At 71.7% G+C, this 26,199-nt stretch carries 25 protein-coding genes; 11 read left to right on the top strand and 14 right to left on the bottom strand.

Going from position 1 to position 26,199, the window contains the following annotated elements; translation table 11 throughout:
• Nucleotides 1–65: 65 nt before the first annotated feature.
• On the top strand, nt 66–1,280 hold the full coding sequence (locus BU204_RS09730) for an ABC transporter permease (RefSeq protein WP_233159899.1): 1,215 nt from the start codon (nt 66–68) through the stop codon (nt 1,278–1,280).
• A gap of 51 nt (nt 1,281–1,331) precedes the next feature.
• Here BU204_RS09730 and BU204_RS09725 read toward each other — a convergent pair whose 3' ends face one another.
• Nucleotides 1,332–2,693: a citrate synthase gene (locus BU204_RS09725; RefSeq protein WP_083661154.1), complete on the bottom strand. Its 1,362-nt coding sequence runs from the start codon at nt 2,691–2,693 to the stop codon at nt 1,332–1,334.
• Nucleotides 2,694–2,785: 92 nt separating this feature from the next.
• Nucleotides 2,786–3,745 carry a carbohydrate kinase family protein gene (locus tag BU204_RS09720; protein ID WP_075125265.1) on the bottom strand — a complete coding sequence of 320 codons (960 nt, stop codon included), beginning with the start codon at nt 3,743–3,745 and terminating at the stop codon, nt 2,786–2,788.
• 98 nt (nt 3,746–3,843) lie between these two features.
• Here BU204_RS09720 and BU204_RS09715 point away from each other — a divergent pair, with 98 nt between their 5' ends.
• A complete protein-coding gene (locus tag BU204_RS09715) occupies nt 3,844–4,989 on the top strand; it encodes an acyl-CoA dehydrogenase family protein (protein WP_075125264.1) in 1,146 nt (381 codons plus the stop codon).
• A gap of 6 nt (nt 4,990–4,995) precedes the next feature.
• Here the strand turns inward: BU204_RS09715 and BU204_RS09710 are convergent, their stop codons facing one another.
• From BU204_RS09710 to BU204_RS09655, 12 genes are all read right to left on the bottom strand, one after another.
• Nucleotides 4,996–6,207 (bottom strand): amidohydrolase, encoded by a 1,212-nt coding sequence (locus BU204_RS09710; RefSeq protein WP_075125263.1) that lies wholly within the window; start codon nt 6,205–6,207, stop codon nt 4,996–4,998.
• A gap of 10 nt (nt 6,208–6,217) precedes the next feature.
• On the bottom strand, nt 6,218–7,129 hold the full coding sequence (locus BU204_RS09705; protein ID WP_075125262.1) for an aldose 1-epimerase family protein: 912 nt from the start codon (nt 7,127–7,129) through the stop codon (nt 6,218–6,220).
• A gap of 23 nt (nt 7,130–7,152) precedes the next feature.
• Nucleotides 7,153–8,562, bottom strand: coding sequence for an APC family permease (locus BU204_RS09700; protein ID WP_075125261.1), 1,410 nt, complete (start codon nt 8,560–8,562; stop codon nt 7,153–7,155).
• 58 nt (nt 8,563–8,620) lie between these two features.
• Nucleotides 8,621–9,886 (bottom strand): MFS transporter, encoded by a 1,266-nt coding sequence (locus BU204_RS09695; RefSeq protein ID WP_075125260.1) that lies wholly within the window; start codon nt 9,884–9,886, stop codon nt 8,621–8,623.
• Between the two features lie 65 nt (nt 9,887–9,951).
• Nucleotides 9,952–10,626, bottom strand: a complete 675-nt coding sequence (gene pdxH / locus BU204_RS09690) for a pyridoxamine 5'-phosphate oxidase (RefSeq protein WP_075125259.1) — start codon at nt 10,624–10,626, stop codon at nt 9,952–9,954.
• Between the two features lie 165 nt (nt 10,627–10,791).
• Entirely contained in the window at nt 10,792–11,427 is a 636-nt protein-coding gene (locus BU204_RS09685) for a TetR/AcrR family transcriptional regulator (RefSeq protein WP_075125258.1), read from the bottom strand.
• 296 nt (nt 11,428–11,723) lie between these two features.
• Nucleotides 11,724–12,443, bottom strand: a complete 720-nt coding sequence (locus BU204_RS09680; protein WP_075125346.1) for an urease accessory protein UreD — start codon at nt 12,441–12,443, stop codon at nt 11,724–11,726.
• Nucleotides 12,440–13,141: an urease accessory protein UreG gene (gene ureG, locus BU204_RS09675; protein WP_075125257.1), complete on the bottom strand. Its 702-nt coding sequence runs from the start codon at nt 13,139–13,141 to the stop codon at nt 12,440–12,442. Before ureG ends, BU204_RS09680 begins: the two co-directional genes overlap by 4 nt.
• A complete protein-coding gene (locus tag BU204_RS09670; RefSeq protein WP_075125256.1) occupies nt 13,131–13,820 on the bottom strand; it encodes an urease accessory protein UreF in 690 nt (229 codons plus the stop codon). Before BU204_RS09670 ends, ureG begins: the two co-directional genes overlap by 11 nt.
• Complete coding sequence (locus tag BU204_RS09665; RefSeq protein WP_075125255.1) at nt 13,820–15,532, bottom strand: urease subunit alpha; 1,713 nt, start codon at nt 15,530–15,532, stop codon at nt 13,820–13,822. The genes BU204_RS09670 and BU204_RS09665 overlap by 1 nt, the downstream gene beginning before the upstream one ends.
• Nucleotides 15,529–15,822, bottom strand: coding sequence for an urease subunit beta (locus BU204_RS09660; protein WP_075125254.1), 294 nt, complete (start codon nt 15,820–15,822; stop codon nt 15,529–15,531). The genes BU204_RS09665 and BU204_RS09660 overlap by 4 nt, the downstream gene beginning before the upstream one ends.
• Nucleotides 15,823–15,833: 11 nt before the next feature.
• A complete protein-coding gene (locus BU204_RS09655; RefSeq protein ID WP_075125253.1) occupies nt 15,834–16,136 on the bottom strand; it encodes an urease subunit gamma in 303 nt (100 codons plus the stop codon).
• A 252-nt stretch (nt 16,137–16,388) separates the two neighbouring features.
• Here BU204_RS09655 and BU204_RS09650 point away from each other — a divergent pair, with 252 nt between their 5' ends.
• From BU204_RS09650 to sepH, 9 genes are all read left to right on the top strand, one after another.
• Nucleotides 16,389–17,558 (top strand): citrate synthase 2, encoded by a 1,170-nt coding sequence (locus BU204_RS09650; protein ID WP_075125252.1) that lies wholly within the window; start codon nt 16,389–16,391, stop codon nt 17,556–17,558.
• Between the two features lie 93 nt (nt 17,559–17,651).
• Nucleotides 17,652–18,485, top strand: coding sequence for an ABC transporter ATP-binding protein (locus BU204_RS09645; RefSeq protein WP_408607996.1), 834 nt, complete (start codon nt 17,652–17,654; stop codon nt 18,483–18,485).
• A complete protein-coding gene (locus BU204_RS09640) occupies nt 18,482–19,297 on the top strand; it encodes an ABC transporter permease (protein ID WP_075125251.1) in 816 nt (271 codons plus the stop codon). Before BU204_RS09645 ends, BU204_RS09640 begins: the two co-directional genes overlap by 4 nt.
• Nucleotides 19,276–20,469, top strand: coding sequence for a sensor histidine kinase (locus BU204_RS09635; protein ID WP_233159897.1), 1,194 nt, complete (start codon nt 19,276–19,278; stop codon nt 20,467–20,469). The genes BU204_RS09640 and BU204_RS09635 overlap by 22 nt, the downstream gene beginning before the upstream one ends.
• Nucleotides 20,466–21,083 carry a response regulator transcription factor gene (locus tag BU204_RS09630; protein WP_075125249.1) on the top strand — a complete coding sequence of 206 codons (618 nt, stop codon included), beginning with the start codon at nt 20,466–20,468 and terminating at the stop codon, nt 21,081–21,083. The genes BU204_RS09635 and BU204_RS09630 overlap by 4 nt, the downstream gene beginning before the upstream one ends.
• A gap of 80 nt (nt 21,084–21,163) precedes the next feature.
• On the top strand, nt 21,164–22,519 hold the full coding sequence (locus BU204_RS09625; RefSeq protein WP_075125248.1) for a serine hydrolase domain-containing protein: 1,356 nt from the start codon (nt 21,164–21,166) through the stop codon (nt 22,517–22,519).
• 138 nt (nt 22,520–22,657) lie between these two features.
• Complete coding sequence (serC, locus tag BU204_RS09620; protein WP_075125247.1) at nt 22,658–23,800, top strand: phosphoserine transaminase; 1,143 nt, start codon at nt 22,658–22,660, stop codon at nt 23,798–23,800.
• Between the two features lies 1 nt (nt 23,801).
• Entirely contained in the window at nt 23,802–24,638 is an 837-nt protein-coding gene (locus BU204_RS09615; RefSeq protein WP_075125246.1) for a phosphoribosylaminoimidazolesuccinocarboxamide synthase, read from the top strand.
• 124 nt (nt 24,639–24,762) lie between these two features.
• Nucleotides 24,763–26,028 carry a septation protein SepH gene (gene sepH / locus BU204_RS41880; RefSeq protein WP_083661153.1) on the top strand — a complete coding sequence of 422 codons (1,266 nt, stop codon included), beginning with the start codon at nt 24,763–24,765 and terminating at the stop codon, nt 26,026–26,028.
• The last annotated feature ends 171 nt before the right edge of the window (nt 26,029–26,199 follow it).

Genomic DNA, 26,199 nt, shown 5'->3' with positions numbered 1-26,199 from the left:
GTCGGCCGGTGGCCGGTGGCGCCCGCCGAGCGGGCGGCGACCCCTTCGCTCCACAGTGGACACAGATGGCGCTCCCCGTCCGGGGAGGCGGGCACATGAGCGACCACGGCAGGACGGTGTTCCTGGTCGCACGCCGCGAGCTCACGACCAGGCTGCGGGCCAGGTCCTTCGTCCTCGGAACCGTTGTCTCGCTGCTCGCCCTGGCGGGTTTCGTACTGACGCAGAGCAGGGTCTTCGACGGTGAGCACATCACCACGGTCGGCCTCAACGGCCAGTCGATGGCCGTCGCCGACGTGCTCACCGAGACCGCGGCACAACTCGACTACCCCGTGCGCACAACCCCGATCACCGACCTCACCGCCGCCCGCGAGCAGGTCGAGGACGGAACGCTGGACGCTCTGGTCAGCGGCGCCCCGGCGGCACTCCAGGTGCTGGTTCGGGGCGACCTCGACCCCGACCTGCGCAGCGTGCTCAACGGGATCGTGCAGCGGCAGGTGCTCGCCGGACTGCTCGCCTCGGTCGAGGAGCTCGACGCCAACCAGGTGCTGGCCACGATGGCGCGAGCGGGTGCCGAGGTGCGGTCGCTGGACTCGGACGACCCGCAGCAGGACCAGCGGCTCGCGCTGGCGCTGGTCATCGTCGCGCTGCTGTACGTCTCGCTGCTGCTCTACGCGTCGATGGTCGCCCAGGGTGTCGTCGAGGAGAAGTCCAGCGGGGTTGTCGAGCTGCTGCTGGCCACGGTCCGACCCTGGCAGCTGCTGTCCGGCAAGGTCGTCGGGCTCGGTCTGGTCGGGCTGATCCAGCTGACCGCGGTCGGCGTGGCCGGGCTGCTGCTGGCGCTGCTGACCGGCGCGCTGACGATCTCCGGGACCGCCGCCGGCACCCTCGCCTGGGGGCTGGTCTGGTACCTGCTCGGCTACCTGCTCTACGCGGCGGTGTTCGCGGTCGTCGGCTCGCTCGTCTCCCGGCAGGAGGACGTTCAGGCCGCGCTGATGCCGACCACCGCGGTGCTGCTAGTCGCGTTCGTCCTCGGGTTCGCCGTCCTGACCGGCAACCCCGCCGGGGCTACGGCGACGGTGTTGTCGCTGCTGCCTCCCCTGTCACCGCTGCTCATGCCGGGCCGGATCGCCCTCGCCGCGGTGCCGCTGTGGCAGGTCGGGGTGGCCGTGGTGCTGACCGCGGCGACGGCCGTACTGCTCGCTCGGCTCGGTGCCGTGGTCTACCGGAACTCCGTGCTCCACAACGGACCCCGCCTGCGGCTGCGCGAGGCTCTCGGCTGAGAACGACCGAGGCCCCCACCGCGTCGCGGTGAGGGCCTCGGTGTGGACGGGTCAGCGCTCGGTGAGCGGCGTGTAGTCCCGCTCGGTCTTGCCGATGTAGACCTGGCGCGGACGGCCGATCTTGGTGGCCGAGTCGTTCATCATCTCGCGCCAGTGCGCGATCCAGCCCGGGAGCCGGCCGAGCGCGAAGAGAACCGTGAAGAACTTCGTGGGGAAGCCCATCGCCCGGTAGATCAACCCGGTGTAGAAGTCGACGTTCGGGTACAGCTTGCGCTCGACGAAGTAGTCGTCGGCGAGCGCGTACTCCTCGAGCTGCTTGGCGATGTCGAGCAGGGTGTCGTCGCCGCCGAGCCGGCCGAGGATGTCATCGGCCGTCTTCTTCACGATGGCGGCCCGCGGGTCGTAGTTCTTGTACACGCGGTGGCCGAAGCCCATCAGCTTCACGCCCTCCTCGCGGTTCTTCACCCGCTTGACGAACGAGCCGACGTCGCCGCCCTCGTCCCGGATGCCCTCGAGCATGTTCAGCACCGCGCTGTTCGCACCGCCGTGCAGCGGGCCGAACAGCGCGTTGATGCCGGCCGAGATGCTGGCGAACATGTTCGCCTCCGAGGAGCCGACCAGGCGCACGGTCGAGGTCGAGCAGTTCTGCTCGTGGTCGGCGTGCAGCACGAAGAGCAGGTCGAGCGCGCGGACCAGCTCGGGGTCGACCTCGTAGGGCTCGGCCGGGAAGCCGAACGTCATCCGCAGGAAGTTCTCCACCAGCCCCAGCGAGTTGTCCGGGTAGAGGAACGGCTGGCCGACCGACTTCTTGTAGGCGTAGGCCGCGATCGTCGGCAGCTTGGCCAGCAGCCGGATGGTGGAGATCTCCACCTGCTCCTTGTCGAAGGGCCACAGGCTGTCCTGGTAGAAAGTGGACAGTGCGGACACCGCCGAGGAGAGCACCGGCATCGGGTGCGCGTCCCGCGGAAAACCGTCGAAGAAGCGCTTGAGGTCCTCGTGCAGTAAAGTGTGCCGGCTGATCTTCGAGGTGAACTCGTCAAGCTGGGCCTGGGTGGGCAGCTCGCCGTAGATGAGCAGGTAGCTCACCTCGATGAAGGTCGACTTCTCGGCCAGCTGCTCGATCGGGTACCCGCGGTAACGGAGGATGCCCGCGTCCCCGTCGATGAAGCAGATCTCCGACGAGCACGCCGCGGTGTTGACGAACCCCGGGTCGAGCGTCACGAGCTGCGTGGTCGACAGAAGCTTGCTGACGTTGATCCCGTGCGAACCCTCGGTGGCATGCGTGACGGACATCTCGTACTCGCCGCCCGGGTGGCGCAGCGCGACGGATTCCGGCGCGGCGTTGTGTGTCCCCGAGCCGTCGACGGCACTGTTGTTGCCAGTCCCGGCGGGGGCGGTCCTCGCGTCAGGCATGCGTAGTCCCTCTCAACAAATTTGACTTGTGTTGTTAACGCTAGTGCGAACCGCGCCGGCCGGACAGTCCACGGAGTGTGGGCCACCGCACTTTACAGCGGAATAGGCAGCTCAGCAGCGTAAGGAGGCTCCGCCCCCGCCCTCGAAACGGTGACCGAGGCGGTCAGGGCAGCGAATTCCAACCCGGCCCGCCAGGCATTGCCGTCGACCCCCGCGAGCCCCGCCCGGTCCTCGATTCCGACTTTGCGCAACCAGTACAGCAACGCACCGTGCACGGTGTCGCCGGCGCCGATGGTGTCGACGACCGCCGCGCGGACCGTCGGCACCTCGACCCGGTCACCCGCCGCCGTCAGCGCGACCAGGCCGTCGGCGCCCCGGGTGAGCACCACGGCCGGCGGCCCGGCGGCCAGCCACCCGCGCACGGCCTGCTCCACCTCGTCGGCCCGGCCGGCGCCCTCGAGCCCGGCCAGCCAGGCCGCGTCCTCAACGGACAGTTTGAGCAGGCCGACATGGGGCAGCCAGGACGCGAACCGCGCCCGGTACGCCGCCGGGTCGGCGATCATGGCCGGCCGGATGTTGGGGTCGAGCACGACCAGGCCGCCCCGCGCGGAATGCCGGCGCAGCAGGGTTTCGTAGGTCGTCGCCCCCGGCTCGAGCACCATCGAGAGCGTCCCGAGCGAGAGCGTGGTCACCGCGGCCGGCAGCTCGCCGGGGTCGGCCACCAGCCGGTCAGCGGTGCCCTCGACGTGGAAGGAGTAGCGGGCCGACCCGTCCGGGCCGATCCCGGCGACCGCGAGCGTGGTCGGCTCGTCGCCGCGCTGCACCAGCGAAGTGTCCACACCGGACACCTGGAGCCGCTCCAGGAGGGCCTCGCCGAAGGTGTCGGTGGACAGCCGGGAGAGGAACGCGACGGGCGCCCCGAGCCGGCCGAGCGCGATCGCCACGTTGTACGGGCCGCCCCCGGGCAGGGGCAGCAGAGGGCCGAGCTCACCCGGTCGTGCGGCGGGCGCCGGCACGAGATCGATGAGCGCCTCGCCACCGACACAGATCATGTACCACCTCGCGAGCCGATCCGGACTCCTACCCGACAGTAGGTCGTCATACTAATGGTGCGTGAAGAACCACGCACTGACCTGCGGAGGAACACCGGATGCCAGCCGAGCGCCTGTTGCCCAACCGGGACGCGGAAGACCTCATCAAGCTGACCAGGGAGCTCGCCCGGGACGAGCTCGCCCCGCTCGCCGCGCGGTACGAGGAGGAGGAGCGGTTCCCGCGGGACCAGTTCCGGCTGCTCGGCCGGTCCGGGCTGCTGGGCCTGCCGTACCCGGAGCGCTGGGGCGGCGGCGGACTGTCCTACGAGGTGTACCTGCAGGTGCTGGAGGAGGTCGCGACGGCCTGGATGTCGATGGGCGTCGGCCTCTCGGTGCACGTCATGTCCTGTTTCGCGCTGGCGGAGTACGGCACCGACGAGCAGCGCGCGCGCTGGCTGCCGGACATGCTGGGCGGTGAGCTGCTCGGCGCCTACGCCCTGTCCGAACCCCAGGCCGGCTCGGACGCCGCGGCCCTCACCACCCGCGCGGTGCGGGACGGGGACGACTACGTCGTGAACGGCGTGAAGGCGTGGATCACCCACGGTGGCCACGCCGACTTCTACACGACGATGGTCCGCACCTCCGCGAACGGCGGCAAGGGCGTCAGCTGCCTGCTGGTGGACGGCGCGACGCCCGGCCTGAGCGCGGCACCGCCCGAGCGGAAGATGGGCCTGACCGGCTCGACGACCACCCAGATGATCTTCGAGGACGCCCGGGTGCCGGTCGAGCGGCGGCTCGGCGGGGAGGGCGAGGGCCTGCGGATCGCGCTGACCGCGCTGAGCTCCGGCCGGCTGGGGATCGCCGCCTGCTCGGTCGGCCTCGCCCAGGCGGCGCTGGACGAGGCGGTCGCCTACGCCAAGGGCCGGAGCCAGTTCGGGCGGCCGATCATCGAGTTCCAGGGCGTGGAGTTCCTGCTCGCCGACATGGCCGCGGCCGTCGAGTCGGCCAGGGCCACGTACCTGGAGGCCGCCCGTCGTCGCGACCGCGGCCTTCCGTTCACCCGACAGGCGTCGATCGCCAAGCTCGTCGCGACCGACGCCGCCATGAAGGTCACCACCGACGCGGTGCAGACCCTGGGCGGCGCCGGCTACACCCGGGACTTCCCGGTCGAGCGCTACCTCCGGGAGGCCAAGGTCCCGCAGATCTTCGAGGGCACCAACCAGATCCAACGCGTCCTCATCGCCCGCGAGCTGCGCCGGGCCTGACCCGGCTCACTCCTGGTAGAAGGGGTCGGCGGTGACGCCGAGGCCGGTCGCCTCGTCGAAGTGGTAGACCTCCCGACCCGCGATGAAGACCCGGACGGCGCGGCTCATCACGTCCAGCGGGTCACCCGACCAGAGGACGAGGTCGGCGTCGAGCCCGGGTCGCAGCGCACCGACGCGGTCGTCCAGACCCATGATCCGCGCAGGGTTGACGGTGATCGCGCGAAGTGCGCTCTCGGTGTCCAGGCCTTCCTTGACCGCGAAGGTTGCCTGGTGCACGAGGTAGTCGATCGGCACCACGGGGTGGTCGGTGGTCAGCGCGATCCGCACGCCGGCCCTGGCCAGGATCCCCGGGTTCCGCATCGTCCGCCGCCGGACCTCGACCTTGGACCGCCCGACGATCAGCGGGCCGATGATCACCGGGATGTCCTTCGCCGCCAGCGTGTCGGCCAGCAGGTGCCCCTCGGTGCCGTGATTGACGATGAGCCGGTAGCCGAACTCCTCGGACAGCCGGATGGCAGTGGCGATGTCGTCGGCCCGGTGGCTGTGCTGGCTCCACGGGAGCTCCCCGTCCAGCACGCGCACCAGGATCTCCTGGGAGTTGTCCCGCTCGAACGGCGTGCCCTCCCTGGCCGCCCACTCCCGGGCCGTGCGGTAGTCCTGCGCCTTGGTGAACGCGTCGCGGATCACCGCGGCGACGCCGAGCCGGGTCGAGGGGAGCTTCTTCTGCTCCCCGTAGGTCCGCTTGGGGTTCTCACCCAGCGCGCTTTTCACGCTCACCGGCTCCCGGACGAGCATGTCCTCGACCGTGCGCCCCCACGACTTGACCGCGACCGTCTGACCGCCGATCGGGTTGCCCGACCCCGGCTTGACCACGACCGTGGTCACCCCGCCGGCCAGCGCGTCGCGGAAGCCCTGGTCGTCCGGGTTGATTCCGTCGAGCGCACGGAGCCGGGCCCCGTTCGGGTCGGTCATCTCGTTGACGTCGTCGCCCGCCCAGCCCTCGCCGGCCTCGAGCACGCCGACGTGACCGTGCGCCTCGACGAAACCAGGCAGCACCCAGGTGCCGGACGCGTCCACGATCTCGGCGTCGTCCGGGATGTCGGCGTCGGCCTCGGTGCACACCGCGACGATCTTCCCGCCCTCGACCAGCACGGTCCCGCCCTCGATGGGCTCACCGTCTACGGGGACGACGTAGCCGCCAGTGACAGCAGTAATCACCTCAGAAAACCTACCCGTGCAGCGGACGGATGCCCCAGCGGCCGGTCCACGTCTGGCCGGGGGCGAGGACGATCAGGTCGGTGCCGGAGTTCAGCGCGTCCGGCGGGCAGGTCATCGGCTCCACGGCCACCGCACGGCCGTCCTTGCCCGGGAAATCGCCGGTGGTGAACACCTGCACCCAGCCGAACACGGGTTCGGCCCACACCTCCACACCCCGCCCCTCGCGGGTCACCGTGTGGTGCACCAGCCCGTCCCCGGCCGGCAGGCAACCCCCGAACGCCGTGTCCAGCTCGACCCCCCGCAGCGGAGCGCCGACACGAAAGTCCAGGTCGGTGCCGTCCACGGGGACCGGCTTGCCGGTGGGCACCAGCGTCTCGGGGTCGACCGGCAACACGGTCGCCCCCGCCAGCCGCAGCTCGCAGTCGTCCACGTCGATGCCGCCCGGCCGGGGATAGGGGTGGGTGCCGACACCGAAGGGCATCTCCTCGTCACCCAGGTTGCGCACGGTGTGGGTGACGGTCAGCCCGTCGTCGCCGACGGTGTAGGTGATGGCGGTCCGGAACGGGAACGGCCACCCCTGCCGGCCGGCTATCTCCACCTCCAGTGTGACGTCGGCACCCGCGTGCTCGACGACAGTCCACTCCTCCCGACGCACCAGCCCGTGGATCGCGTTGCCCCGGGCCGGCTCGGTGACCTCGAGCTGCTCGGTCACACCCGCGTAGGGCCAGGTGCCGCCGGCGACCCGGTTCGGCCACGGCACCAGCACGCCGCCGGCGCCCAGCGGTGGGGTGTCCTCCTCCCCGAAGGTCTCCAGGTACGGCACGCCCGCCACCGCGAAGGCACGCAGCGACGCGCCGACCGACGTCACCGTCGCCCGTGCGTCACCGTGCTCGATCTCCAGCTGCTGTCCGGTAGGTCCCATACGAATGACCTTATTGCGGGTGCTCAGTCCTTGAGCGCCTGCGGGTCGAACTTTGTCGGCTCCTGGCCCCGGGAGCGCAGGTAGAGGCGGTTGACGAAGTAGAGCACGACCCCGCCGGCGAGCAGAATGCCAGCGATGTAGTACTGCGCCGCGTCGCGGCCGGACAGCCCGGGGATCGTCAGGTACAGGCAGAGCACGGCGCCGGCCACCGGGGCCCAGGTCGGGGCCCTGAAGTGCTTGTGCTCGGCCTTCTCCCGGCGCAGCACCAGGCAGGCGATGTTCACCACGGTGAACACCACCAGCAGCAACAGCCCGGTCGTGCTGCCCAGCTTGCTCACCGCCGAGCTGCCCACCAGCAGCACCAGCAGCGTGGCGATGCCGGAGGTGACCCCGATCGAGACCCACGGGGTGCGGCGGAACGGGTGCACGGTGGCGAAGGCCCGCGGCAGCACGCCCTCGTTGGCCATCCCGTAGAGCAGCCGGCTGGCCATCAGCATGTTGATCAGCGCCGAGTTGATCACGGCGAGGAGCCCGATGATCGCGAACACCCGCAGCGGGAAGCCCGGGGCACCGACCTCGATGACCTTGAGCAACGAGCCGGTGCCGGCCGCGGCGAGGTCCTCCGAGGACACCAGCAGCGAGGACGTGACCGCCACCAGGACGTAGATCAGGGCGGCCGTGGCCAGGCCCACGAGCAGCACCTTCGGGAAGATCTGGACTGGGTTGCGGCACTCCTCGGCCATGTTCACCGAGTCCTCGAAGCCCACCATCGCGAAGAACGCCAGCGAGGTGGCGGCGGTGACCGCGGCCCAGGCGTTCTGGTCCTGGGTGTTGATCTCGGTGAGCCGACTCGGCTCGCCCTCGCCCTGCAGCACGGCCCACACGCCGACGCCGATGATGATCAGCAGGCCGGACAGCTCGATGCAGGTCAGGACGACGTTGGCCTTGACCGACTCGGACACGCCGATGTAGTTGACCGCGGCGAGCACCAGCACGAACACCACGGCGATGAGCGCGACGCCCCAGGCGGAGATCTCAACGTCGAACGACTGCGGCAGGTAGGTGCCGCCGAACCCGTGCGCGGCGGTCGAGGCCGAGGTGAGCCCCGAGCACATCACGGTGAAGGCGACCAGGAACGTGAGGAACTGGACGTTGAACGCGCGGTGGGTGTACAGCGCCGCGCCGGCGGCTCTCGGGTACTTGCCCACCAGTTCCAGATAGCTGAACGCGGTGAGGAACGCCACGACGAAGGCCGCGAGGAACGGCAGCCACAGCGCGCCACCCACCTTGCCGGCGACGTTTCCGGTCAGGGTGTAGATCCCGGTGCCCAGGATGTCGCCGATCACGAAGAAGAACAGCAGCTTGGAGCCCATCACCCGGTTGAGCGCGGGCTGCTTCTCCTCAGCCGGGGGAACTGTGTTCTCGGTCACCATAGGGTGAGAGCATGCCGGATCATGGTCGGGCGGACCAGAGCAGGGTGTTACTAGTTCACTACTTTCCCGACACCGGCGCGCGATATCTCCAGAAACCGGGCAGGCAGGCGACCGCGACCACGGTCAGCACGATCACCAGCACCCCTCCGCCCCAGGCCGCGGCCGCGGTCCCGACGCCGGCCGCCGCCCACCCGTGGAGCAGGTCGGCGATGCGCGGGCCGCCGGCCACGACCACCGTGAACACCCCCTGCATCCGCCCGCGCATCTCGTCGGTCGCGGCGGCCTGCAGGATCGCGCTCCGGTAGACCATGCTGACCAGGTCGGCCGCACCGGCGAGCACCAGGAACGCCACCGCGAGCCAGAGCGCGTCGGCGAGCCCGAACCCGACCACGGCCGCCCCCCAGGCGCACACCGCGACCGCGACGCCGACGCCGTGGCGGCGAACGCCGCCGAGCCAGCCGGAGGCCAGCCCGAAGAGCAACGCGCCGATGGGGATCGCGGCGTACAGCCAGCCCAGCGCGATCCCCCCGCCGGGGGGATCGCCGAAGGTGCGCTCGGCGAGCTCGGGGAACAGCGCTCGGGGCATCCCGGCGACCATCGCTATCACGTCCAGCAGGAACGACGCGAGCAGCACGTGCTTGGCCGCGAGGTAGCGGAAGCCGTCGGCGATGTCGCGCAGGCCGGCCCGGCGCCGCACCCCGTCCAGCGGCGGCATCGCGGGCAGCCCGAGGATCATCGCGGTGGCGACGACCAGCGCCGCCGAGTCGACGAGGTAGAGCACCGGCAGGCCGGCGACCGGCATCAGCGCCCCGGCCAGCAGCGGCCCGAACACCATGCCGAACGAGGACACGGTCGCGGTCAGGGCGCTCGCCGACGGCAGGAGCTCCAGCGGCACCAGGCGAGCGACGGCCGCACTCCTGGTCGGCATGTTGATCGCGACGAACGCCTGCTGGACGGCGAGCAGCCCGAGCACGAGCCAGACGTCGTTCAGGCCGAGCGCCGCCTGTACCCAGAACATGACCGAGGTGACGGCGATCGCGGCGTTGCTGACCAGCATGACCGTGCGGCGGTCGACGGCGTCGGCGATCGCCCCGCCCCACAGGCCGAAGACCAGCAGCGGGACCAGGCCGAACGCACCGGTCAGGCCGACGAAGCCGGAGGAGGAGGTGATGTCGTAGACCTGTTTGGGCACCGCCACCGTGGTCAGCTGGCTGCCCACGGCCGTCACCGCCGTGGACACCCAGAGCCGCCGGAACGGCGGGATCCGCAGGGGGCGGGTGTCGATGGCGATCCGCCGTACCCGGCCCCCCGCGACATTCCCCACGCACAGGAGCTTAGTTCAGCTAACGACCTGCGCCTTCGTGACGACGCTCACGAGGTTGCCGCAGGTCACGGGCCGAGGCGCTCGACCTTCCAGCCGTCGCGACCCAACCGGAACTGCAGGCGGTCGTGCATCCGGTCCCGGCGGCCCTGCCAGAACTCCACGACCTCGGGCCGGATCCGCCAACCGCCCCAGTGCGGAGGTACCGGTACGTCGGCCACGTCGGCGAACTGACGCTCCACGTTCGCGAGCGCGGACTCCAGCGCGTTGCGCCCGCCGACGACGATCGACTGGGGCGAAGCCCAGGCGCCGAGCTGGGAGCCCCGCGGCCGGCTGGCCCAGTACGTCGCGGTCTCGGCGGCACTCACCTTCTCGACGGTGCCGCGGACCGTGGCCTGGCGGTGCAGCGTGTACCAGGGGAAGGTCGCCGAGGCGAACCTGGTGGCGAGCAGGTCGTGGCTCTTCGCCGAGGTGTAGTTGGTGAAGAACACCACGCCCCGCGCGTCGAGACCCTTCGCGAGCACGGTCCGCGAGCTCGGCATCCCCTCGGTGTTCGCGGTGGCCAGGACCATCGCGTTCGGCTCAGGCGCCCCCGCCCGGATGGCGTCGTCCAGCCAGCTCTGGAGCTGCTCGTGCCAGGTGTCGGCCAGCTCCGACTCGCTCAACGTGCCCTTCTCGTAGGAGACCCGCATCTTCGGCAGTTCGAAGGCGATGTCGCTGGTCGCGATCCTGGCGTCCGCCATGCTCGATCTCCTAGTCGCTTGGGGCCCACATATCAGTCGAGGGCCTTCCCGCCGACGCCGGTAGCCCTCACGCACGACGTTACGGAAATTTCGCCTGCTCGGAAACCAGCCGACGGGTGACGGGGGCCACCGGAATCGATGCGGATACGGAAAGCTTCCTGCCCGTTACGCCGGACGGGTGATGGCGGCCAGCGACACCTGCCGGATCTCGTTCGCGACGGCGGTGGCCGGCAGGGGCGGGTCCTGCGCCTGCCACTCCCGCAGGATCCCGGTCACCGCGCCCACCAGCGCGATCGCGGTGAGGTGATAGTCACGTTTGGGGGCGAGCCCGGCGGCTGCCGCGCGCTCGCACTCCGCCTCGATGAACTCGGTGTACCGGTTGAACCAGTTCCGGTGCTGGCGCTCCACGGCCTGGCTGATGCCGGGCGCCTCGACGTAGTTCAGCCGCGGGTAGCGGGGGTCGGAGGTCACCGCGGCGACGAACGCGTCGAGCATCGCGGTGAGACGGGTGAGCGCGTCCGCGTCGCCGAGTGACTCCAGCGCCGGCAGCATCCGTTTCACGGCAATCGTGTTGATGTGCGCGTGTAACTCGAGCAGCAGCGCTTCCTTGCTCGCGAACTTCTCGTAGAAGTTCCTGGTGGACACCCCGGCGCGGGCACACAGGTCCGCGATCTTCGTCTTGTGGTACCCGCGGGTCGTGAACTCGTCCAGCGCCGCCTCGAGCAATCTCTCCCGCCGCTCGGCACGTCGCTGTTCGGTGTCTACGCCCCGGTACATGCGGCCGTGCGGACCCTGCCCCATGAAGTCTCCTCAGCTCCCCTAGCTGGGAACATGCAACGTTTCAAAATTCCGGTGACCACCTTTGTGGAAACCAGGCCGAGGGTCGGCGCTCCGCGATTCGTACCCACCAGTCGCCGGACACGCCTAACGCTCACTTCGCTGACCATCATCACGATGTTGTTCATCGTGCCAGGCCGTACGAACCGCCGTTCCGGTGGGAGTTCCCGCACCAACGGCCGACCCGTTCTACACCCAGGACGACCGAGCGCGAGCAGGGGTCCCCCGCCCATGTCATTCCCGCTGGCGCGGTAAGAGGATCAGCCGCGGGCGGCGGCGGCGAGGCCCAGCCGGCGCACCGCGGTGACCGCGTCGTCGGCCAGGGCGGTGGTCAGGGTGCCGCCGGCGGCGAGCGGCGTACACGACCACCACTCACCACTGGCCGCGGCCGGCGTGGAGCCGTCGAGGTACAGCTCGGTCGCGAGAACACGTTTTCCCGCAAGGGAGGCAACACTCGCGTCCAGCTCGCGGTCGCCGACCCGCAGGTGTTGGCGCACCAGCGGCCGAGCATCCCGGCTGGCCGTCACCGCCGTCGTGAGCGTGCCCGGCCGCTCCCCCACCCGGCCGAGGACCAGCACCTCGCGGGCGCGCAGGGTCGCGTTTCCGGCCAGCTCCGCCACCAGCACCGACTCGTGGCACGCCCGCCCGGTCACCACCGTCGGCTCGGGGAGATAGGCGACGCTGGCCCCGGGGGCGAGGGTCAGCCGCACGCTGGAGCGGCTCGGCGCACCGTGCGGACCCGGCAACGCGACAGTCGCCGCGACGCCGACCAGGGTCAGCTCGGCGTGCGGACCGACCTCCACGGTCAGCGCGAGGTCGTCGCCGCCGAGCGGGGTGGCCGCCGAGCTGACCAGGTGCACCAGCGCGGTTCCGTTGGTACGGGCGGGAAGCAGCGTCAGCGGCGCGGCCGAGCGGAGCTCGCGCACGACGTGGCGGCCGGCGCCGTCCCGCTCGACACGCAGGTGCGCCCGAGCCCTCACCCCGTTGTCACCGCGGCCAACCTCGCCCGGACCCACTCGGCCACCGCCGGTGCGCCCGGAGTGTCCACAAGGGACTGAAGGACGACCGGTAGGCCGCCCCGCACCCGGTGCGCGTCGCCGGACATCACGTCGAGGTCGGCGCCGACGAGCGGGGCCAGGTCGGTCTTGTTGATCACGAGCAGATCGGCGGTCGTCACGCCGGGACCGCCCTTGCGCGGCACCTTGTCGCCGCCGGCCACGTCCACGACGAAGATCTGGTGGTCCACCAGGCCCCGGCTGAACACGGCCGTCAGGTTGTCCCCGCCGCTCTCGATGATGACCAGACGCAGGGCCGGGAAGCGCTCGGCGAGCGCCTCAACGGCGTCCAGGTTCGCCGTGATGTCGTCGCGGATCGCGGTGTGCGGGCAGCACCCGGTCTGCACCGCCTCGATCCGCGCCGGGTCCAGCACCCCCGCGCGGCGGAGGAACTCGGCGTCCTCGGTCGTGTAGATGTCGTTGGTCACCACGGCGAGCTCCAGGTCGGCGAGCGCCCGGCACAGCGCGGCCACCAGCGCGGTCTTCCCGCTGCCGACCGGACCACCGACGCCGATCCGCAGCGGCCGCCCGGCGGCGGGCGGTGCGGCGTGCCGATCGGGCTCGGCGGCCGTCGGGTCGAAGCTCACCGGGTGGGTGTGGGGATGGGCGGAGTCAGCTCGCAAAGAGACGCACCTCTTCTCGGTGGTGCCGGTCGTGTTCCTCGGCCAGCAGGTCAAGGGCCGGCGCGCCGGGCGCCGGTAGGGCAGCGGGATCCAGCGCCGCGCTGGCCGCCGCGTCGGCGGCGACCGAGCGCAGCAACGGCTCGAGCGCGGCAAGGGAACCGTTCACCCGCAGAGGGTCGAGTCCGAGCAGGCGGACCGAGGCGCTGGCCGGACCGCTCACCGACAGGTACGCGGCGACGAGCGCCGCATCCGGCGGCGAAGCGATCACCGCACCGAGCACGATCGCGTGGTGCGGTCGCGGGGTGGCGGCGAGCAGAACGCGTAAGGTTGATCCACATACGTTGTCCACACTGGGGACAGCCATGGCGGCCGCAGCTCTGGCCGTGGCTCTGCCCTGTGCCCGCGACGCCGAGCGCTGGGCCGAGGACGGGGTCCGTGCGTCCAGCTCCTCGTCCAATGTGGACCAGTTGTCGACACGGCCGGCAGCGCTGTGTGCCGCCGCGGCGGCGAACACCGCGGCCAGGACGCCCGCCGTGCGCAGCCGCCCGGACAGAAACGCCGGCAGGTCGGCCTCGGTGCGCACCAGCCCGCGGGCGGCCGCCTCCTCCAGCCCACCCGAGTGCGCGTGTCCGCCGCCGGGGAAGCGGGAGTCGGCCAGCATCAGCGCCAGGACCGACATCAGAACAGGAAGTACCGCTGCGCCATCGGCAGTTCCTCGACCGGCATCGGCTCGATCAGCTCCCCGTCCACGTGCACGGCGAAGCTGTCGGGGTCGACGGTCACCGACGGCAGCGCGTCGTTGGCGACCATGTCGGCCTTGGTCAGCCGACGGGTGTCGGTGATCGCGGCGAGTGGGGTCGCGGTGCCGAGGACCCCGGCGATCCCGAGCGCCGCCTCGGTGACGAAGTGCCGGCTGGACGCGGCCGCGACCCGGGGTGCCGCACCGTACATCGGACGGGCCAGCACCGGCTGCGGCGTCGGGATGGAGGCGTTGGCGTCACCCATGGCCGCCCAGGCGATGAAGCCGCCCTTGAGCACCAGCGAGGGTTTCACGCCGAAGAACTTCGGTTCCCAGAGCACCAGGTCGGCCAGCTTGCCGACCTCCACCGAGCCCACCTCGTGGGCCAGGCCGTGCGCGATCGCGGGGTTGATCGTGTACTTCGCCACGTACCGGCGCGCACGCAGGTTGTCGGCGGCGCCGTCGCCGGGCAGGGTGCCGCGGCGGCGCTTCATGGCGTGGGCGGTCTGCCAGGTCCGGATCACCACCTCTCCGATGCGGCCCATGGCCTGGGAGTCGGAGCCGATCATCGAGATCGCCCCGAGGTCGTGCAGCACGTCCTCCGCCGCGATCGTGGTCGGGCGGATCCGACTCTCGGCGAACGCGAGGTCCTCCGGCACCGACGGGTTGAGGTGGTGGCAGACCATGAGCATGTCGAGGTGCTCGTCGATCGTGTTCACCGTGTGCGGGCGGGTCGGGTTGGTCGAGGACGGCAGCACGTTCGCCAGCCCCACCACCCGGATGATGTCCGGCGCGTGGCCGCCGCCCGCGCCCTCGGTGTGGTAGGCGTTGATCGAGCGCCCGGCAATCGCGTCTATTGTGGACTCCACGAAACCGGCCTCGTTGAGCGTGTCGGTGTGGATGGCCACCTGGACACCGGTCTCGTCGGCCACCCGCAGGCAGGCGTCGATCGCCGCCGGCGTGGTCCCCCAGTCCTCGTGCAGCTTGAACCCCGCGGCGCCGGCCGCGACCTGCTCGCGCAGCCCTTCGGCCGAGACCGTGTTCCCCTTGCCGAGCAACACCACGTTCACCGGTTGGCCGTCCATCGCCTGGAACATCCTGGTGAGGTTCCAGGCCCCGGCGGTGACCGTGGTGGCCTTGCTGCTCTCCGCCGGCCCGATGCCGCCGCCGATCAGCGTGGTCACCCCGGAGGCGAGGGCGGTATCGGTGAGCTGGGGACAGATGAAGTGCACGTGGCAGTCGACGGCGCCCGCGGTGAGGATCCTGCCGTTGCCGCCGATCACCTCGGTCGACGGCCCGATCACCAGGCTCTCGTCCACCCCGTCCATCGTGTCGGGATTGCCCGCCTTGCCGATGCCGACGATCCGCCCGTCGCGCACCCCCACGTCCGCCTTGACCACGCCCCAGTGGTCCAGCACGACCACACCGGTGATCACGAGGTCGGGAGCCCCCTGCGCGCGGGTGGCGGTGGACTGTCCCATCGACTCGCGGACGACCTTCCCGCCACCGAAGATCACCTCGTCGCCGGCACCCGCCCCCATCGAGCGGTCCTCTGTGACCTCGACGAGCAGGTCGGTGTCGGCCAGCCGTACGCGGTCCCCGGCCGTCGGGCCGAGCAGCGCCGCGTACCGCGCCCGGTCGACCGAGCTCATGCCCCACCCCGCAGCCCAGGCACGATCCGCCGACCGGCCAGCGGCACCAGCGAGACCTCCCGCTCCACACCGGGCTCGAACCGGACCGAGGTGCCGGCCGGGATGTCCAGCCGGTGCCCGCGCGCGGCCTCGCGGTCGAACGAGAGACCGGGGTTCGCCTCGGCGAAGTGGTAGTGCGAGCCGACCTGGACCGGTCGGTCCGCGACGTTGCGCACGACCAGGCGCACCCGTGGCCGCCCTGGGTTGAGCTCGACCGGTTCGGCCGAGGTGAGGATCTCGCCGGGGATCACGCCACGCTCCTTCACACGATCGGGCTGTGCACGGTCACCAGCTTGGTGCCGTCCGGGAAGGTCGCCTCGACCTGCACCGAGTCGATCATCTCCGGGATGCCGTCGAGCACCTGCTCACGCGAGAGCACCGACCGCCCGGAGGACATCAGCTCGGCCACCGACCGGCCGTCCCGCGCGCCCTCGACGACGTGGTCGGTGATCAGCGCGACGGCCTCCGGGTAGTTGAGCCGCACCCCACGGGCCAGGCGCCTCCGGGCAACCTCGGCCGCCATCGCCACCAGCAGCTTGTCCTGTTCCTGCGGCGTGAGGTGCATGCCCAGAGGTCTACCACTGGTGGGCCGCCGTTTCGATTCAGGAAACGTACGCGTAACACCCGATTTCTGAATCGTTCTCCTGAATCGTGACCGAAACCACCGGTCCGGACAATTGCCCAGGCCTCCGAACAGGAGGAAGGTGGCCCCAGGCCTGCCCGTGCGGTGGCGTCCAAGGCGGCGAGGGGGAGCTCGCCCCCCGCCGGAAGCGTCCACCACGCGGAGGGTCCGGGGACCGGCGGAGAGGCTGAGGAAATGCACGGCGCGGTGCGACAGATCGATGAGGACGGCTCGGCGAAGGCGAAGCCCGCCGAGCCCGACGACGGCTTCCGGGCGGGGCTGGAGGGCGTGGTCGCCTTCCGCACCGAGATAGCCGAGCCCGACCGCGACGGCGGCGCCCTGCGCTACCGCGGTGTCGACATCGAGGAGCTCGCCGGCAAGGTCACCTTCGGCGACGTCTGGGCGTTGCTCGTGGACGGGCGGTTCGGAAAAGGGCTGCCGCCCGCGGAGCCGTTCCCGATTCCCGTGCACACCGGGGACGTCCGCGTCGACGTGCAGGCGGCGCTGGCCATGCTCGCCCCGATCTGGGACTACCGCCCGCTGCTGGACATCGACGACGTCGAGGCCCGCGAGCAGCTGGCTCGCGCGTCGGTGATGGCACTGTCCTACGTGGCCCAGTCGGCCCGGGGCATCGGCCGTCCCGCCGTGCCGCAGCGACGGATCGACGAGTGCACCACGATCACCGAGCGCTTCCTCACCCGTTGGCGAGGTGAGCCCGACCCGGCACACGTGCGGGCGATCGACGCCTACTGGGTCTCCGCCGCCGAACACGGGCTGAACGCCTCGACCTTCACCGCACGGGTGATCGCGTCCACCGGGGCCGACGTCGCCGCGGCCATCTCCGGGGCGATCGGCGCCATGTCCGGCCCGCTGCACGGGGGCGCACCGGCGCGCGTGCTGCCGATGATCGAGGAGGTCGAGCGGGTCGGCGACGCCCGCCGCGTCGTCGCGTCCATCCTGGACCGCGGCGACCGGCTGATGGGCTTCGGCCACCGGGTGTACCGCGCCGAGGACCCCCGGGCACGGGTGCTCCGGCGCACCTGCCACGAGCTCGGCGCGGCGCGCTACGAGGTGGCCGCCGAGCTCGAGCAGGCCGCGCTCAGCGAGCTCCGCGAGCGCCGTCCCGACCGTGCCATCGAGACCAATGTGGAGTTCTGGGCGGCGGTGATCCTCGACTTCGCGCAGGTGCCCCCGCACATGATGCCCGCGATGTTCACCTGCGCCCGCACCGCCGGTTGGTGCGCCCACATCCTCGAGCAGAAGCGCACCGGGCGGCTGGTGCGGCCCTCCGCGCGCTACGTCGGCCCCGCCCCGCGCCCGCCGGCCGAGGTCGAGGGCTGGGAGACCGTCACCCCCCAGTCCTGACCCGGGTCCGGTCCGGGCGTCCACCGAACGGTTGACAGGGAGTCGGTGGCCCGGACGGCGCGGCGTCGCGCGCGCGGCGGAAACCATGGGGGCATGGATGCGATAACCGTCCGAGGGCTCGGCAAGTCCTACGGCGACGTGACCGCGGTGGCCGGGGTCGACCTGGCCATCCGCCGGGGTGAGGTGTTCGCGCTGCTGGGTCCCAACGGGGCCGGCAAGACCACGACGGTCGAGGTGCTCGAGGGGCACCGGCGGCGCGACAGGGGTGAGGTGTCGGTCCTCGGCGAGGACCCGGGCACGGCGGGGCGTGCGTGGCGGGCCCGGATCGGCATCGTGCTGCAGACGGCCAACGACGCCGCGGAGCTGACCGTCCGGGAGAGCGTGCGGCATTACGCCGGCTACTACGCCCACCCGGCCGACGTGGACGAGGTGATCGAGCGGGTCGGCCTCACCGAGAAGGCCGGTGCGCGGGTCAAGAGCCTCTCCGGTGGCCAACGGCGCCGGCTGGACGTCGCGCTCGGCATCATCGGCGGCCCGGAGCTGGTCTTCCTCGACGAGCCGACGACCGGCTTCGACCCCGAGGCCCGCCGGCAGTTCTGGGCGCTGATCCGGTCGCTCGCCAGCACCGGCACGACGATCCTGCTCACCACCCACTACCTGGACGAGGCCGAGGCGCTGGCCGACCGGGTCGCCGTGATCGTCGGCGGGCGGGTCGTCGCCGAGGGCACCCCGGCCACGCTCGGCGGCCGCTCCCAGGCCAAGGCCACGGTCAGCTGGCTGGCCGAGGAGGGGCCGCGCACGATGCTGACCGACACGCCGACCGCGCTGATCGCGGAGCTGTCGCGGGGGCGCGAGCTCCCGGAGCTGACCGTGACCAGACCGAGCCTGGAGGACACCTACCTCGAGCTGATCGGAGAGACCCGATGACCACCGCACAGGCCACCGCGCTCCCGTCCCCCACGCGGGTCGGGCTCTCCCGGGGCCGGATCGAGCTCAGGCAGTTCTTCCGGCAGCGGGAGCAGGTGATCTTCACGTTCACCTTCCCGGCGTTCATCCTCGTCCTGCTGGCCTCGATCTTCAACGGCACCTACCCCGACGGCGTCTCGGTCGGGCAGGTGTTCTCGGCGAGCATGATCGGCGCGGGGATCGTGGCCACCTCGTTCCTGAACATGGGGGTCGGCGTCGCGCTGGACCGCGAGGACGGGACGCTCAAGCGCCTGCACGGCACGCCGGTCACCGCGACGTCCTACTTCCTGGGCAAGATCGTCCTGGTCGCGGTGGCGAGCCTGGCCGAGGTCGTGCTGCTGCTCGCGGTGGGCATGGCGCTGTTCGACGTGACGCTGCCCACCGACCCGGGCCGCTGGGTCACCTTTGCCTGGGTGTTCCTGCTGACCGTGGTCAGCTGCTCGCTGCTGGGCATCGCGATCAGCTCGATCGCCCGGGGCGCGCAGAGCGCGGCCGCCGTGACCAACGTCCCCTACGTGGCGCTGCTGTTCATGTCCGGGGTGTACATCACACTGGACGCGCTGCCCGAGTGGATGCTGCGGGTCGGCTCGCTGTTCCCGATCAAGTGGGCTGCCCAGGGCTTCCGCTCGGTCTTCCTACCGGACAGCATGGCGGTCCAGGAGGCGGCGGGATCATGGGAGCACGGGACGACGGCGCTGGCGCTGGGCGCGTGGTGCGTGGTCGGGCTGCTGCTGTGCCTGGTGACGTTCCGGTGGACGAACAGACGGGGATGAACGCGGCACGGGACGCCTGGCTGCGGTGGTACTGGCTGTGGGACGCCCTGTTCGCCATCGTGTCGGTCGCCATCGCCGTGATCATCGTGACCGACGGGGTCGGCGGGCCACTCCGCCGCTGGGCCGCCGTCGGCGTGCTGGCGCTGATGGCGGCCTGGTACGCCGGCTACGGACGGCCGGCGATCACCGAGGAGGTGTCGGCGGGGCAGGATCGGGGACGGATCTTCGCCGCCGGGCTCGTGCTGCTGCTGATGGCGGCCGTCGCACTGCAGGGCGGCGCGTCGTTCGCGCTGTTCGCGGTCTGCCCGCTGCTGTTCATGAGCCTGGCGCTGCGGGAGGCGGTAGCGGCCGTCGTCCTGGTCAACCTGCTGCCCGTGCTGGCCGCGTTGGTGGAGGACGGCACCGGGGGCCTGCTGGCGGTGCTGGGACCGGGCACCGTCTTCACGACGGCGTTCGGGGTGATGGTCGGGGTCTGGGTTCACCAGATCGTGTCCCAGAGCGAGCAGCGGGCCGACCTGATCAGGGAGTTGGAGCGGAGCCGGGAGGAGGTCGGGCGGCTGTCCCGCGAGGCGGGCGTGGCCGCCGAGCGCTCCCGGCTCGCCGCCGAGATCCACGACACGCTCGCCCAGGGCTTCACCAGCCTGGTGACGCTCGTCCAGGCCGCCGAGTCCGAGCTGGACCACGACACCGACAAGGCCCGCGGGCATCTGGCGCTCGCCGCGCGCACCGCCCGGGAGAACCTCGGCGAGGCGCGGGCGCTGGTCGCCGGCCTGATGCCCTCCGCGCTGGGCACCGGCTCGCTCGACGAAGCCATCATCCGCCAGGTCGAACGCCTGGCCGAGGAGACGGGCGTCCGCTGCGACCACCGGTTCACCGGGGACCTCGCCGAGCTGCCGACGGGCCTGGAGGTCGTGCTCCTGCGGGCCGTGCAGGAGGCCCTCACCAACGTGCGCCGGCACTCCGGCGCCCGACACGTGCGGGTGTCCCTGGACGTCACCGAGGCGACGGTGGCACTGCGGGTCACCGACGACGGCCGCGGCTTCGACCCCGACCCGGCCACCGAGGGGTTCGGCCTGCGCGGCATGCGGGCCAGGGCCGAGCAGGTCGGCGGGCGGCTCGCCGTGCACAGCGGGGCTGGCGGAACGACGCTGGAACTGGAGGTGCCCCGATGATCCGGGTACTGCTGGTCGACGACCACCCCGTGGTCCGCGAGGGCCTGCGGGGCATGCTGGAGGCCGAGCCCGACCTGACCGTCGTCGGCGAGGCCGGCTCCGGCGAGGAGGGTGTCGCCCAGACCCGCGCCCTGGCCCCGGACGTGGTCCTGATGGACCTGCGGATGCGCGGCCTGGACGGCGTCGGGGCCACCGAGCGGATCCTGACGTTCTCCGCTACGAAGGTGGTCGTGCTCACCACCTACGAGACGGACGCGGACATCCTGCGGGCGGTGGAGGCCGGCGCCTCCGGCTACCTGCTCAAGGACGCCTCCCGGGCCGACCTCGCCGGCGCCATCCGGGCGGCGGCCCGCGGGGAGACCGTGCTCGCCCCGTCGGTGGCCGGTCGGCTGGTGAACCAGGTCCGCCGGCCGGTCCAGCAGACGCTGTCCGCGCGCGAGGTGGAGGTGCTCGCGCTGGTGGCCAAGGGGCGGACCAACGCGGAGATCGGGCGCGCGCTGCACATCACCGAGGCGACCGTGAAGACGCATCTGCTGCGCGCGTTCGGCAAACTCGAGGTGTCCGACCGCACCGCCGCCGTGACGACCGCCATGGCCCGAGGCCTGCTGTCCTGACCTGGGAATCGTTAGCAGCGGTAATTGGTAACGCCACCTGACCGATCCAGAGGGAGTCCGGCATCAGACAGAATGCGGCCATGCTGCAGACCACCGAGTTCGCGTTGCTCCGCCGCGTCGCCGTGGAACAGGCCGAGCGCAGGGCGCCGTCGCTGGTCGCCGCCGTCGTCCGGGGGCAGGACCTGCTCTGGACGGGGGCGCGGGGCAGCGTGGACGGTGCGGCGCCGCACGTGGACACCCAGTACCGGATCGGCTCGATCACCAAGACGTTCATCGCCGTGCTGGTGATGCGCCTGCGCGACGAGGGCAGGCTCGACCTCAACGACGCGGTCGACAAGCACCTCGGTGGGACGTCCTTCGGACACCTGACCGTGGCCCAGCTGCTCTCCCACACCGGCGGCATGACCTCGGAGTCGCCCGGCGTGTGGTGGGAGCGCGCGCCGGGCGGCGGCTGGCCGGCGCTGGTCGAGAGCATGTCCGCCGAGCAGGCCAGGCACCGCGCCGGCGGCCGGTTCCACTACTCGAACCTCGGCTACGGCATGCTCGGCCAGCTGGTCGCCGAGCTGCGCGGCGCCGACTGGATGTCCTGCCTGCGGGAGGAGGTCCTGAAGCCCCTCGAGATGACCCGCACCACGCCGATGCCGCAGGCACCGCACGCGCTCGGCTGGGCCGTGCACCCCTACGCGGACGTGCTACTGCCCGAGCCGGCGCCGGACGCGGGCGCGATGGCCCCGGCCGGTCAGCTCTGGTCGACGGCCGGGGACCTGGCGCGCTGGCTGCGGTTCATCGCCGGAGACACCGGGTCGGTGCTGCACCCGGACACGGTCGCCGAGATGCGCATGCCGGTCGCCGTCGAGGACGGCGACGCCTGGACCTCGGGCTACGGCCTGGGTCTGCAGCTGTTCCGGGACTCGGGCCGGCGGCTGGCCGGACACGGCGGCTCGATGCCCGGCTTCCTGGCCACCGTCGTGGTCGACCCGGCCACGACCACCGGCGTGCTGACCCTGACCAACAGCACGGCGGGCGTCGGGGTGTCCGCGCTGGCCATCGACCTGCTCAAGCTGGTCGACGACTACGAGCCGGCGCTGCCCGCCGAGTGGGCACCGCAGACCGCGGCCGACCCGGCGCTGCTCGCGCTGACCGGCGAGTGGTTCTGGGGACCGATGCCGTTCGTGCTGCGTCTGCTGCCCGAGCGGTGGCTGGACCTGCGGCCGGCCTCCGGGAGCGGCCGCGCCTCCCGCTTCCGGCCCGACGGCGAGAACACCTGGGTGGGCCTGGACGGCTACTACGCCGGCGAGACCCTGCGCCTGCACCACCATGCCGACGGCACCCCGAGCCACCTCGACCTGGCGACGTTCGTGTTCACCCGCACCCCCTACGACCCGGCCGCACCCATCCCGGGCGGGCTCGACCAAGGTGGCTGGCCGGCCGAGTGAGCTGGTCCGGCCGGGACCGCGACCTCCTCCTGTCGGGCGTCCACGCCGGGTCCCGGGTCGCCGGTCGCCGGCGATGAGAGAGACTGGCCTCGGCAACGTCGCCGCGACCCGACCCGCACTGCCGAGAGGCGCAGCCAGATGACGCAGTCACCGACCTCGATCGATCCGACCTCGCTGGTGCTGCCCGCCGAGCTCAAGCCGTCCGACGGCCGCTTCGGCTCGGGCCCGTCCAAGGTCCGCCCGGAGCAGCTGGCCAGCCTGGTCTCCGGCGGGGCCGCGTTGATGGGCACCTCGCACCGCCAGAAGCCGGTGAAGTCCCTGGTGGGTCGCGTCCGCGCCGGGCTACGGGAGCTGTTCGCGCTCCCCGAGGGCTACGAGGTGCTCCTGGGCAACGGCGGCACCACCGCCTTCTGGGACGCCGCGGCCTTCGGCCTGGTCCGGGAGCGCGCCCAGCACTTCACCTACGGCGAGTTCTCGGCCAAGTTCGCCAAGGTCACCAAGGACGCGCCGTTCCTGGCCGACCCGGTCGTGACCTCCGCCGAGCCGGGCACCGCGCCGGAGATCATCTACGCCGAGGGCTGCGACCTGGTCGGCTGGGCGCACAACGAGACCTCGACCGGCGTGGCCGTGCCGGTGCGCCGGCCCGAAGGCTCGGACGCCGCGCTGGTCGCGATCGACGCGACGTCGGGCGCGGCCGGCCTGCCGGTCGACGCGAACGACTTCGACGTCTACTACTTCGCCCCGCAGAAGTCCTTCGCCTCCGACGGCGGGCTGTGGCTTGCCCTGGTCAGCCCGGTCGCGCTGGAGCGGATCGCCGAGATCGGCGCGAGCGGCCGCTGGGTGCCCGAGTTCCTCTCGCTGACCACGGCGCTGGACAACTCGCTCAAGGACCAGACCTACAACACGCCCGCGGTGGCGACGCTCTACCTGCTCGCCGAGCAGATCGACTGGATGCTCGAGCGCGGCGGCCTCGCCTGGACCACCGAGCGGACCAGGGACTCGTCCAGCCGGCTGTACTCCTGGGCCGAGCAGCGCGAGTTCACCACCCCGTTCGTCACCGACCCCGCGCACCGGTCGCAGGTCGTGGGCACCATCGACTTCGCGGCGGGGACCGACGCCTCGGCGATCGCCAAGGCGCTGCGGGCCAACGGCATCGTCGACGTCGAGCCCTACCGCAAGCTCGGCCGCAACCAGCTTCGGGTGGCCATGTTCCCGGCCGTCGAGCCGGACGACGTCACCGCGCTCACCCGCTGTGTGGACTGGCTGGTCGAGCGGCTCTGAGATGCGGCACGTCTACAGCGGCAAGGTCCGCGAGATCTACTCCGACGGCGCGGACCTGCTGCTGGTGGCGTCGGACCGGGTGTCGGTGTACGACGTCGTGCTGCCGACCCCGATCCCGGACAAGGGCGCGCTGCTGACCCAGCTGTCGGTGTGGTGGTTCGACCGGCTCACCGACGTCGTGCCGAACCACCTGGTGTCGGCGACCGACGTGCCGGACGAGTTCGCCGGCCGCGCGGTCCGCTGCCGGCGCCTTGAGATGGTGCCGTTCGAGTGCATCGCGCGCGGCTACCTCGCCGGCTCCGGGCTGCGCGAGTACCTCGCCACCGGCGCGATCTCCGGGGTGCCGCTACCGCCCGGCCTGGTGGAGGGCAGCCGCCTGCCCGAGCCGATCTTCACCCCGACGACCAAGGTCTCCGACGGCGGCCACGACGCGCCGGCCACGTTCGACGAGGTCGCCGACGCGGTGGGCACCGAGCTGGCCGGCCGGCTGCGCGAGCTCACCCTCGAGGTGTACCGCCGGGGCGCCGAGCGGGCGAGCGCCAACGGGATCATCGTGGCCGACACCAAGCTGGAGTTCGGCCGGGACGCAGACGGCGAGCTCGTCCTGGCCGACGAGGTCCTCACCCCGGACTCCTCGCGGTTCTGGCCGGCCGACGAGTGGGTGCCGGGCCGGGCCCAGCACGCGTTCGACAAGCAGTTCGTGCGCGACTGGGCCGCCGGCACCGGCTGGGACAAGAAGCCGCCAGGGCCGGAGATACCCGCCGACGTGGTCGCCGCGACCAGGACGCGGTACGTCGAGGCGTACGAGAAGATCACCGGTTCGCACTGGCGCCGGTGACGGCGAACCGGCAAGATCGGTTTTTGGACCCGAGGCACGGTACTCGGCGCGCCTAGCACGTCAAGGCGACCCGCCGAACTACCGTGGCAACTGGCGAGGTGAAGTCTGTTCCAGGGAGGCCGCGATGCGTTCGCTGCGGGTCGTCGGGCTCGGAGAGGACGGCAAGATCGTCATCTGCGAGGACCCGGCACGCGGCGAGCGCTTCCAGATTCCCGCGGACGAACGGTTGCGTGCGGCGGCCCGAGGAGACATCACCCGACTCGGCCAGATCGCCATTGAGCTGGAGAGCCAGATGCGTCCTCGTGAGATCCAGTCCCGCATCCGTGCGGGAGAGTCCGTAGAGCAGGTCGCGGCAGCGGCCGGCGTCCCGGCGAACCGCGTCGAGCGGTTCGCCTACCCGGTGCTGTTGGAGCGATCCCGCACCGCGGAGCTGGCGCAGCGCGCGCACCCGATCCGCGAGGACGGCCCCGACGTCCAGGAGCTGGGTGAGGTGGTCGGGCAGGCGTTCACCGCGCGGGGCCAGGACTACACCGCCGCCACCTGGGACTCGTGGAAGGGCGAGGACGGCAAGTGGGTGATCCAGCTGACCTGGACCGCCGGCCGCTCGCACAACCGCGCACACTGGGCGTTCCACCCCGGTGCGCACGGGGGGACGGTGACGCCCCTGGACGACCTGGCTGTCGACCTGCTGGACCCGAACCCGAACCGGCAGCTGCGGACCGTGCGGCCGGTGACCGAGCTTGCCGCACAGGCGTTGCAGGTGGAGCGGCCGCCGTTGGAACCGGTGGAGCGGCGACGAGCGGTCAACGGTGGTGAGCCGCCACGGGGCGGTGCCGACGAGGAGCCGCGGAGCGAGCAGGAGCTCGTGCAGGACATGGAGCTGACCGACGAGCCGGAGCTTCCGGTCGGGTTGGGCACGCCGGGCGGGGAGACACGCCGGCCGAGTCCGCACCCGCGCCAGCCTGTGGCGCCTCGGGTGCCTGAGCCTGTCGCGCCTGAGCCTGTCGCGCCTGAGCCTGTCGCGCCGCCGGTGTATCGGGAGCCGGAGCCTGCGCCTGCTTACGAGGCGCCGGCTGCTCAGCAGCAGTTGCCTGTTGAGGAGCCGGTTGAGCCGTCGGTTCCGGAGGAGCCGGTTCGGGAGGAGCCGGCTGCGGTTGAGCCCTCGGTCGAAGAGCCCGCTGTTCCGGAGGAGCCCGCTCCTGTCGTGTCGCCTGGCGAGTCGGCGGTGGGGGCTTCTGAGCCGGAGCCGGAGCCGGAGCCTGCGGTGCCGGCTGCGAAGGAGGAGCCCAAGCCGGCGCCTCAGCCTGCTAGGGCGAAGAAGGGGAAGAAGGGGCGGCCGATCGTTCCCTCGTGGGAGGACGTTCTTCTGGGGACCCGCTCCAACCGCTGAGCTGTGTTTGATTGTTCGCTCCGCGCGTCCGCTTGACCGCCGTCTTCCCTCCTCCGCGTCCTCGGCGCCAGGGGCGCCTGCGGGCGCTGCGTCAGTCCAGACGGCGGACGCTCCCGCGCTCCCGCTCACGCAGCCGCGGGCCTCAACCTGTTCCCGGGAGGTAGCTGCTGT

Origin of the sequence: Actinophytocola xanthii, assembly GCF_001921205.1 — a bacterium.
GTDB lineage: Bacteria > Actinomycetota > Actinomycetes > Mycobacteriales > Pseudonocardiaceae > Actinophytocola > Actinophytocola xanthii.
The sequence above is the reverse complement of the archived record's forward strand: the minus strand, read 5'-3'. Positions and strand labels throughout refer to the sequence as shown.

Excerpts from the sequence above, each read along its gene's own strand:
- BU204_RS09700 (WP_075125261.1), bottom strand. The coding sequence starts at position 8,562 with ATGGTGACCGAGAACACAGTTCCCCCGGCTGAGGAGAAGCAGCCCGCG.
- BU204_RS09640 (WP_075125251.1), top strand. The coding sequence starts at position 18,482 with ATGACCACCGCACAGGCCACCGCGCTCCCGTCCCCCACGCGGGTCGGG.
- BU204_RS09725 (WP_083661154.1), bottom strand. The coding sequence starts at position 2,693 with ATGCCTGACGCGAGGACCGCCCCCGCCGGGACTGGCAACAACAGTGCC.
- BU204_RS09645 (WP_408607996.1), top strand. The coding sequence starts at position 17,652 with ATGGATGCGATAACCGTCCGAGGGCTCGGCAAGTCCTACGGCGACGTG.
- serC (WP_075125247.1), top strand. The coding sequence starts at position 22,658 with ATGACGCAGTCACCGACCTCGATCGATCCGACCTCGCTGGTGCTGCCC.
- BU204_RS09665 (WP_075125255.1), bottom strand. The coding sequence starts at position 15,532 with ATGAGCTCGGTCGACCGGGCGCGGTACGCGGCGCTGCTCGGCCCGACG.
- BU204_RS09630 (WP_075125249.1), top strand. The coding sequence starts at position 20,466 with ATGATCCGGGTACTGCTGGTCGACGACCACCCCGTGGTCCGCGAGGGC.
- BU204_RS09685 (WP_075125258.1), bottom strand. The coding sequence starts at position 11,427 with ATGGGGCAGGGTCCGCACGGCCGCATGTACCGGGGCGTAGACACCGAA.
- pdxH (WP_075125259.1), bottom strand. The coding sequence starts at position 10,626 with ATGGCGGACGCCAGGATCGCGACCAGCGACATCGCCTTCGAACTGCCG.
- BU204_RS09650 (WP_075125252.1), top strand. The coding sequence starts at position 16,389 with ATGCACGGCGCGGTGCGACAGATCGATGAGGACGGCTCGGCGAAGGCG.
- BU204_RS09615 (WP_075125246.1), top strand. The coding sequence starts at position 23,802 with ATGCGGCACGTCTACAGCGGCAAGGTCCGCGAGATCTACTCCGACGGC.
- sepH (WP_083661153.1), top strand. The coding sequence starts at position 24,763 with ATGCGTTCGCTGCGGGTCGTCGGGCTCGGAGAGGACGGCAAGATCGTC.
- BU204_RS09705 (WP_075125262.1), bottom strand. The coding sequence starts at position 7,129 with ATGGGACCTACCGGACAGCAGCTGGAGATCGAGCACGGTGACGCACGG.
- BU204_RS09720 (WP_075125265.1), bottom strand. The coding sequence starts at position 3,745 with ATGATCTGTGTCGGTGGCGAGGCGCTCATCGATCTCGTGCCGGCGCCC.
- BU204_RS09715 (WP_075125264.1), top strand. The coding sequence starts at position 3,844 with ATGCCAGCCGAGCGCCTGTTGCCCAACCGGGACGCGGAAGACCTCATC.
- BU204_RS09670 (WP_075125256.1), bottom strand. The coding sequence starts at position 13,820 with ATGTCGGTCCTGGCGCTGATGCTGGCCGACTCCCGCTTCCCCGGCGGC.
- BU204_RS09625 (WP_075125248.1), top strand. The coding sequence starts at position 21,164 with ATGCTGCAGACCACCGAGTTCGCGTTGCTCCGCCGCGTCGCCGTGGAA.
- BU204_RS09730 (WP_233159899.1), top strand. The coding sequence starts at position 66 with ATGGCGCTCCCCGTCCGGGGAGGCGGGCACATGAGCGACCACGGCAGG.
- BU204_RS09655 (WP_075125253.1), bottom strand. The coding sequence starts at position 16,136 with ATGCACCTCACGCCGCAGGAACAGGACAAGCTGCTGGTGGCGATGGCG.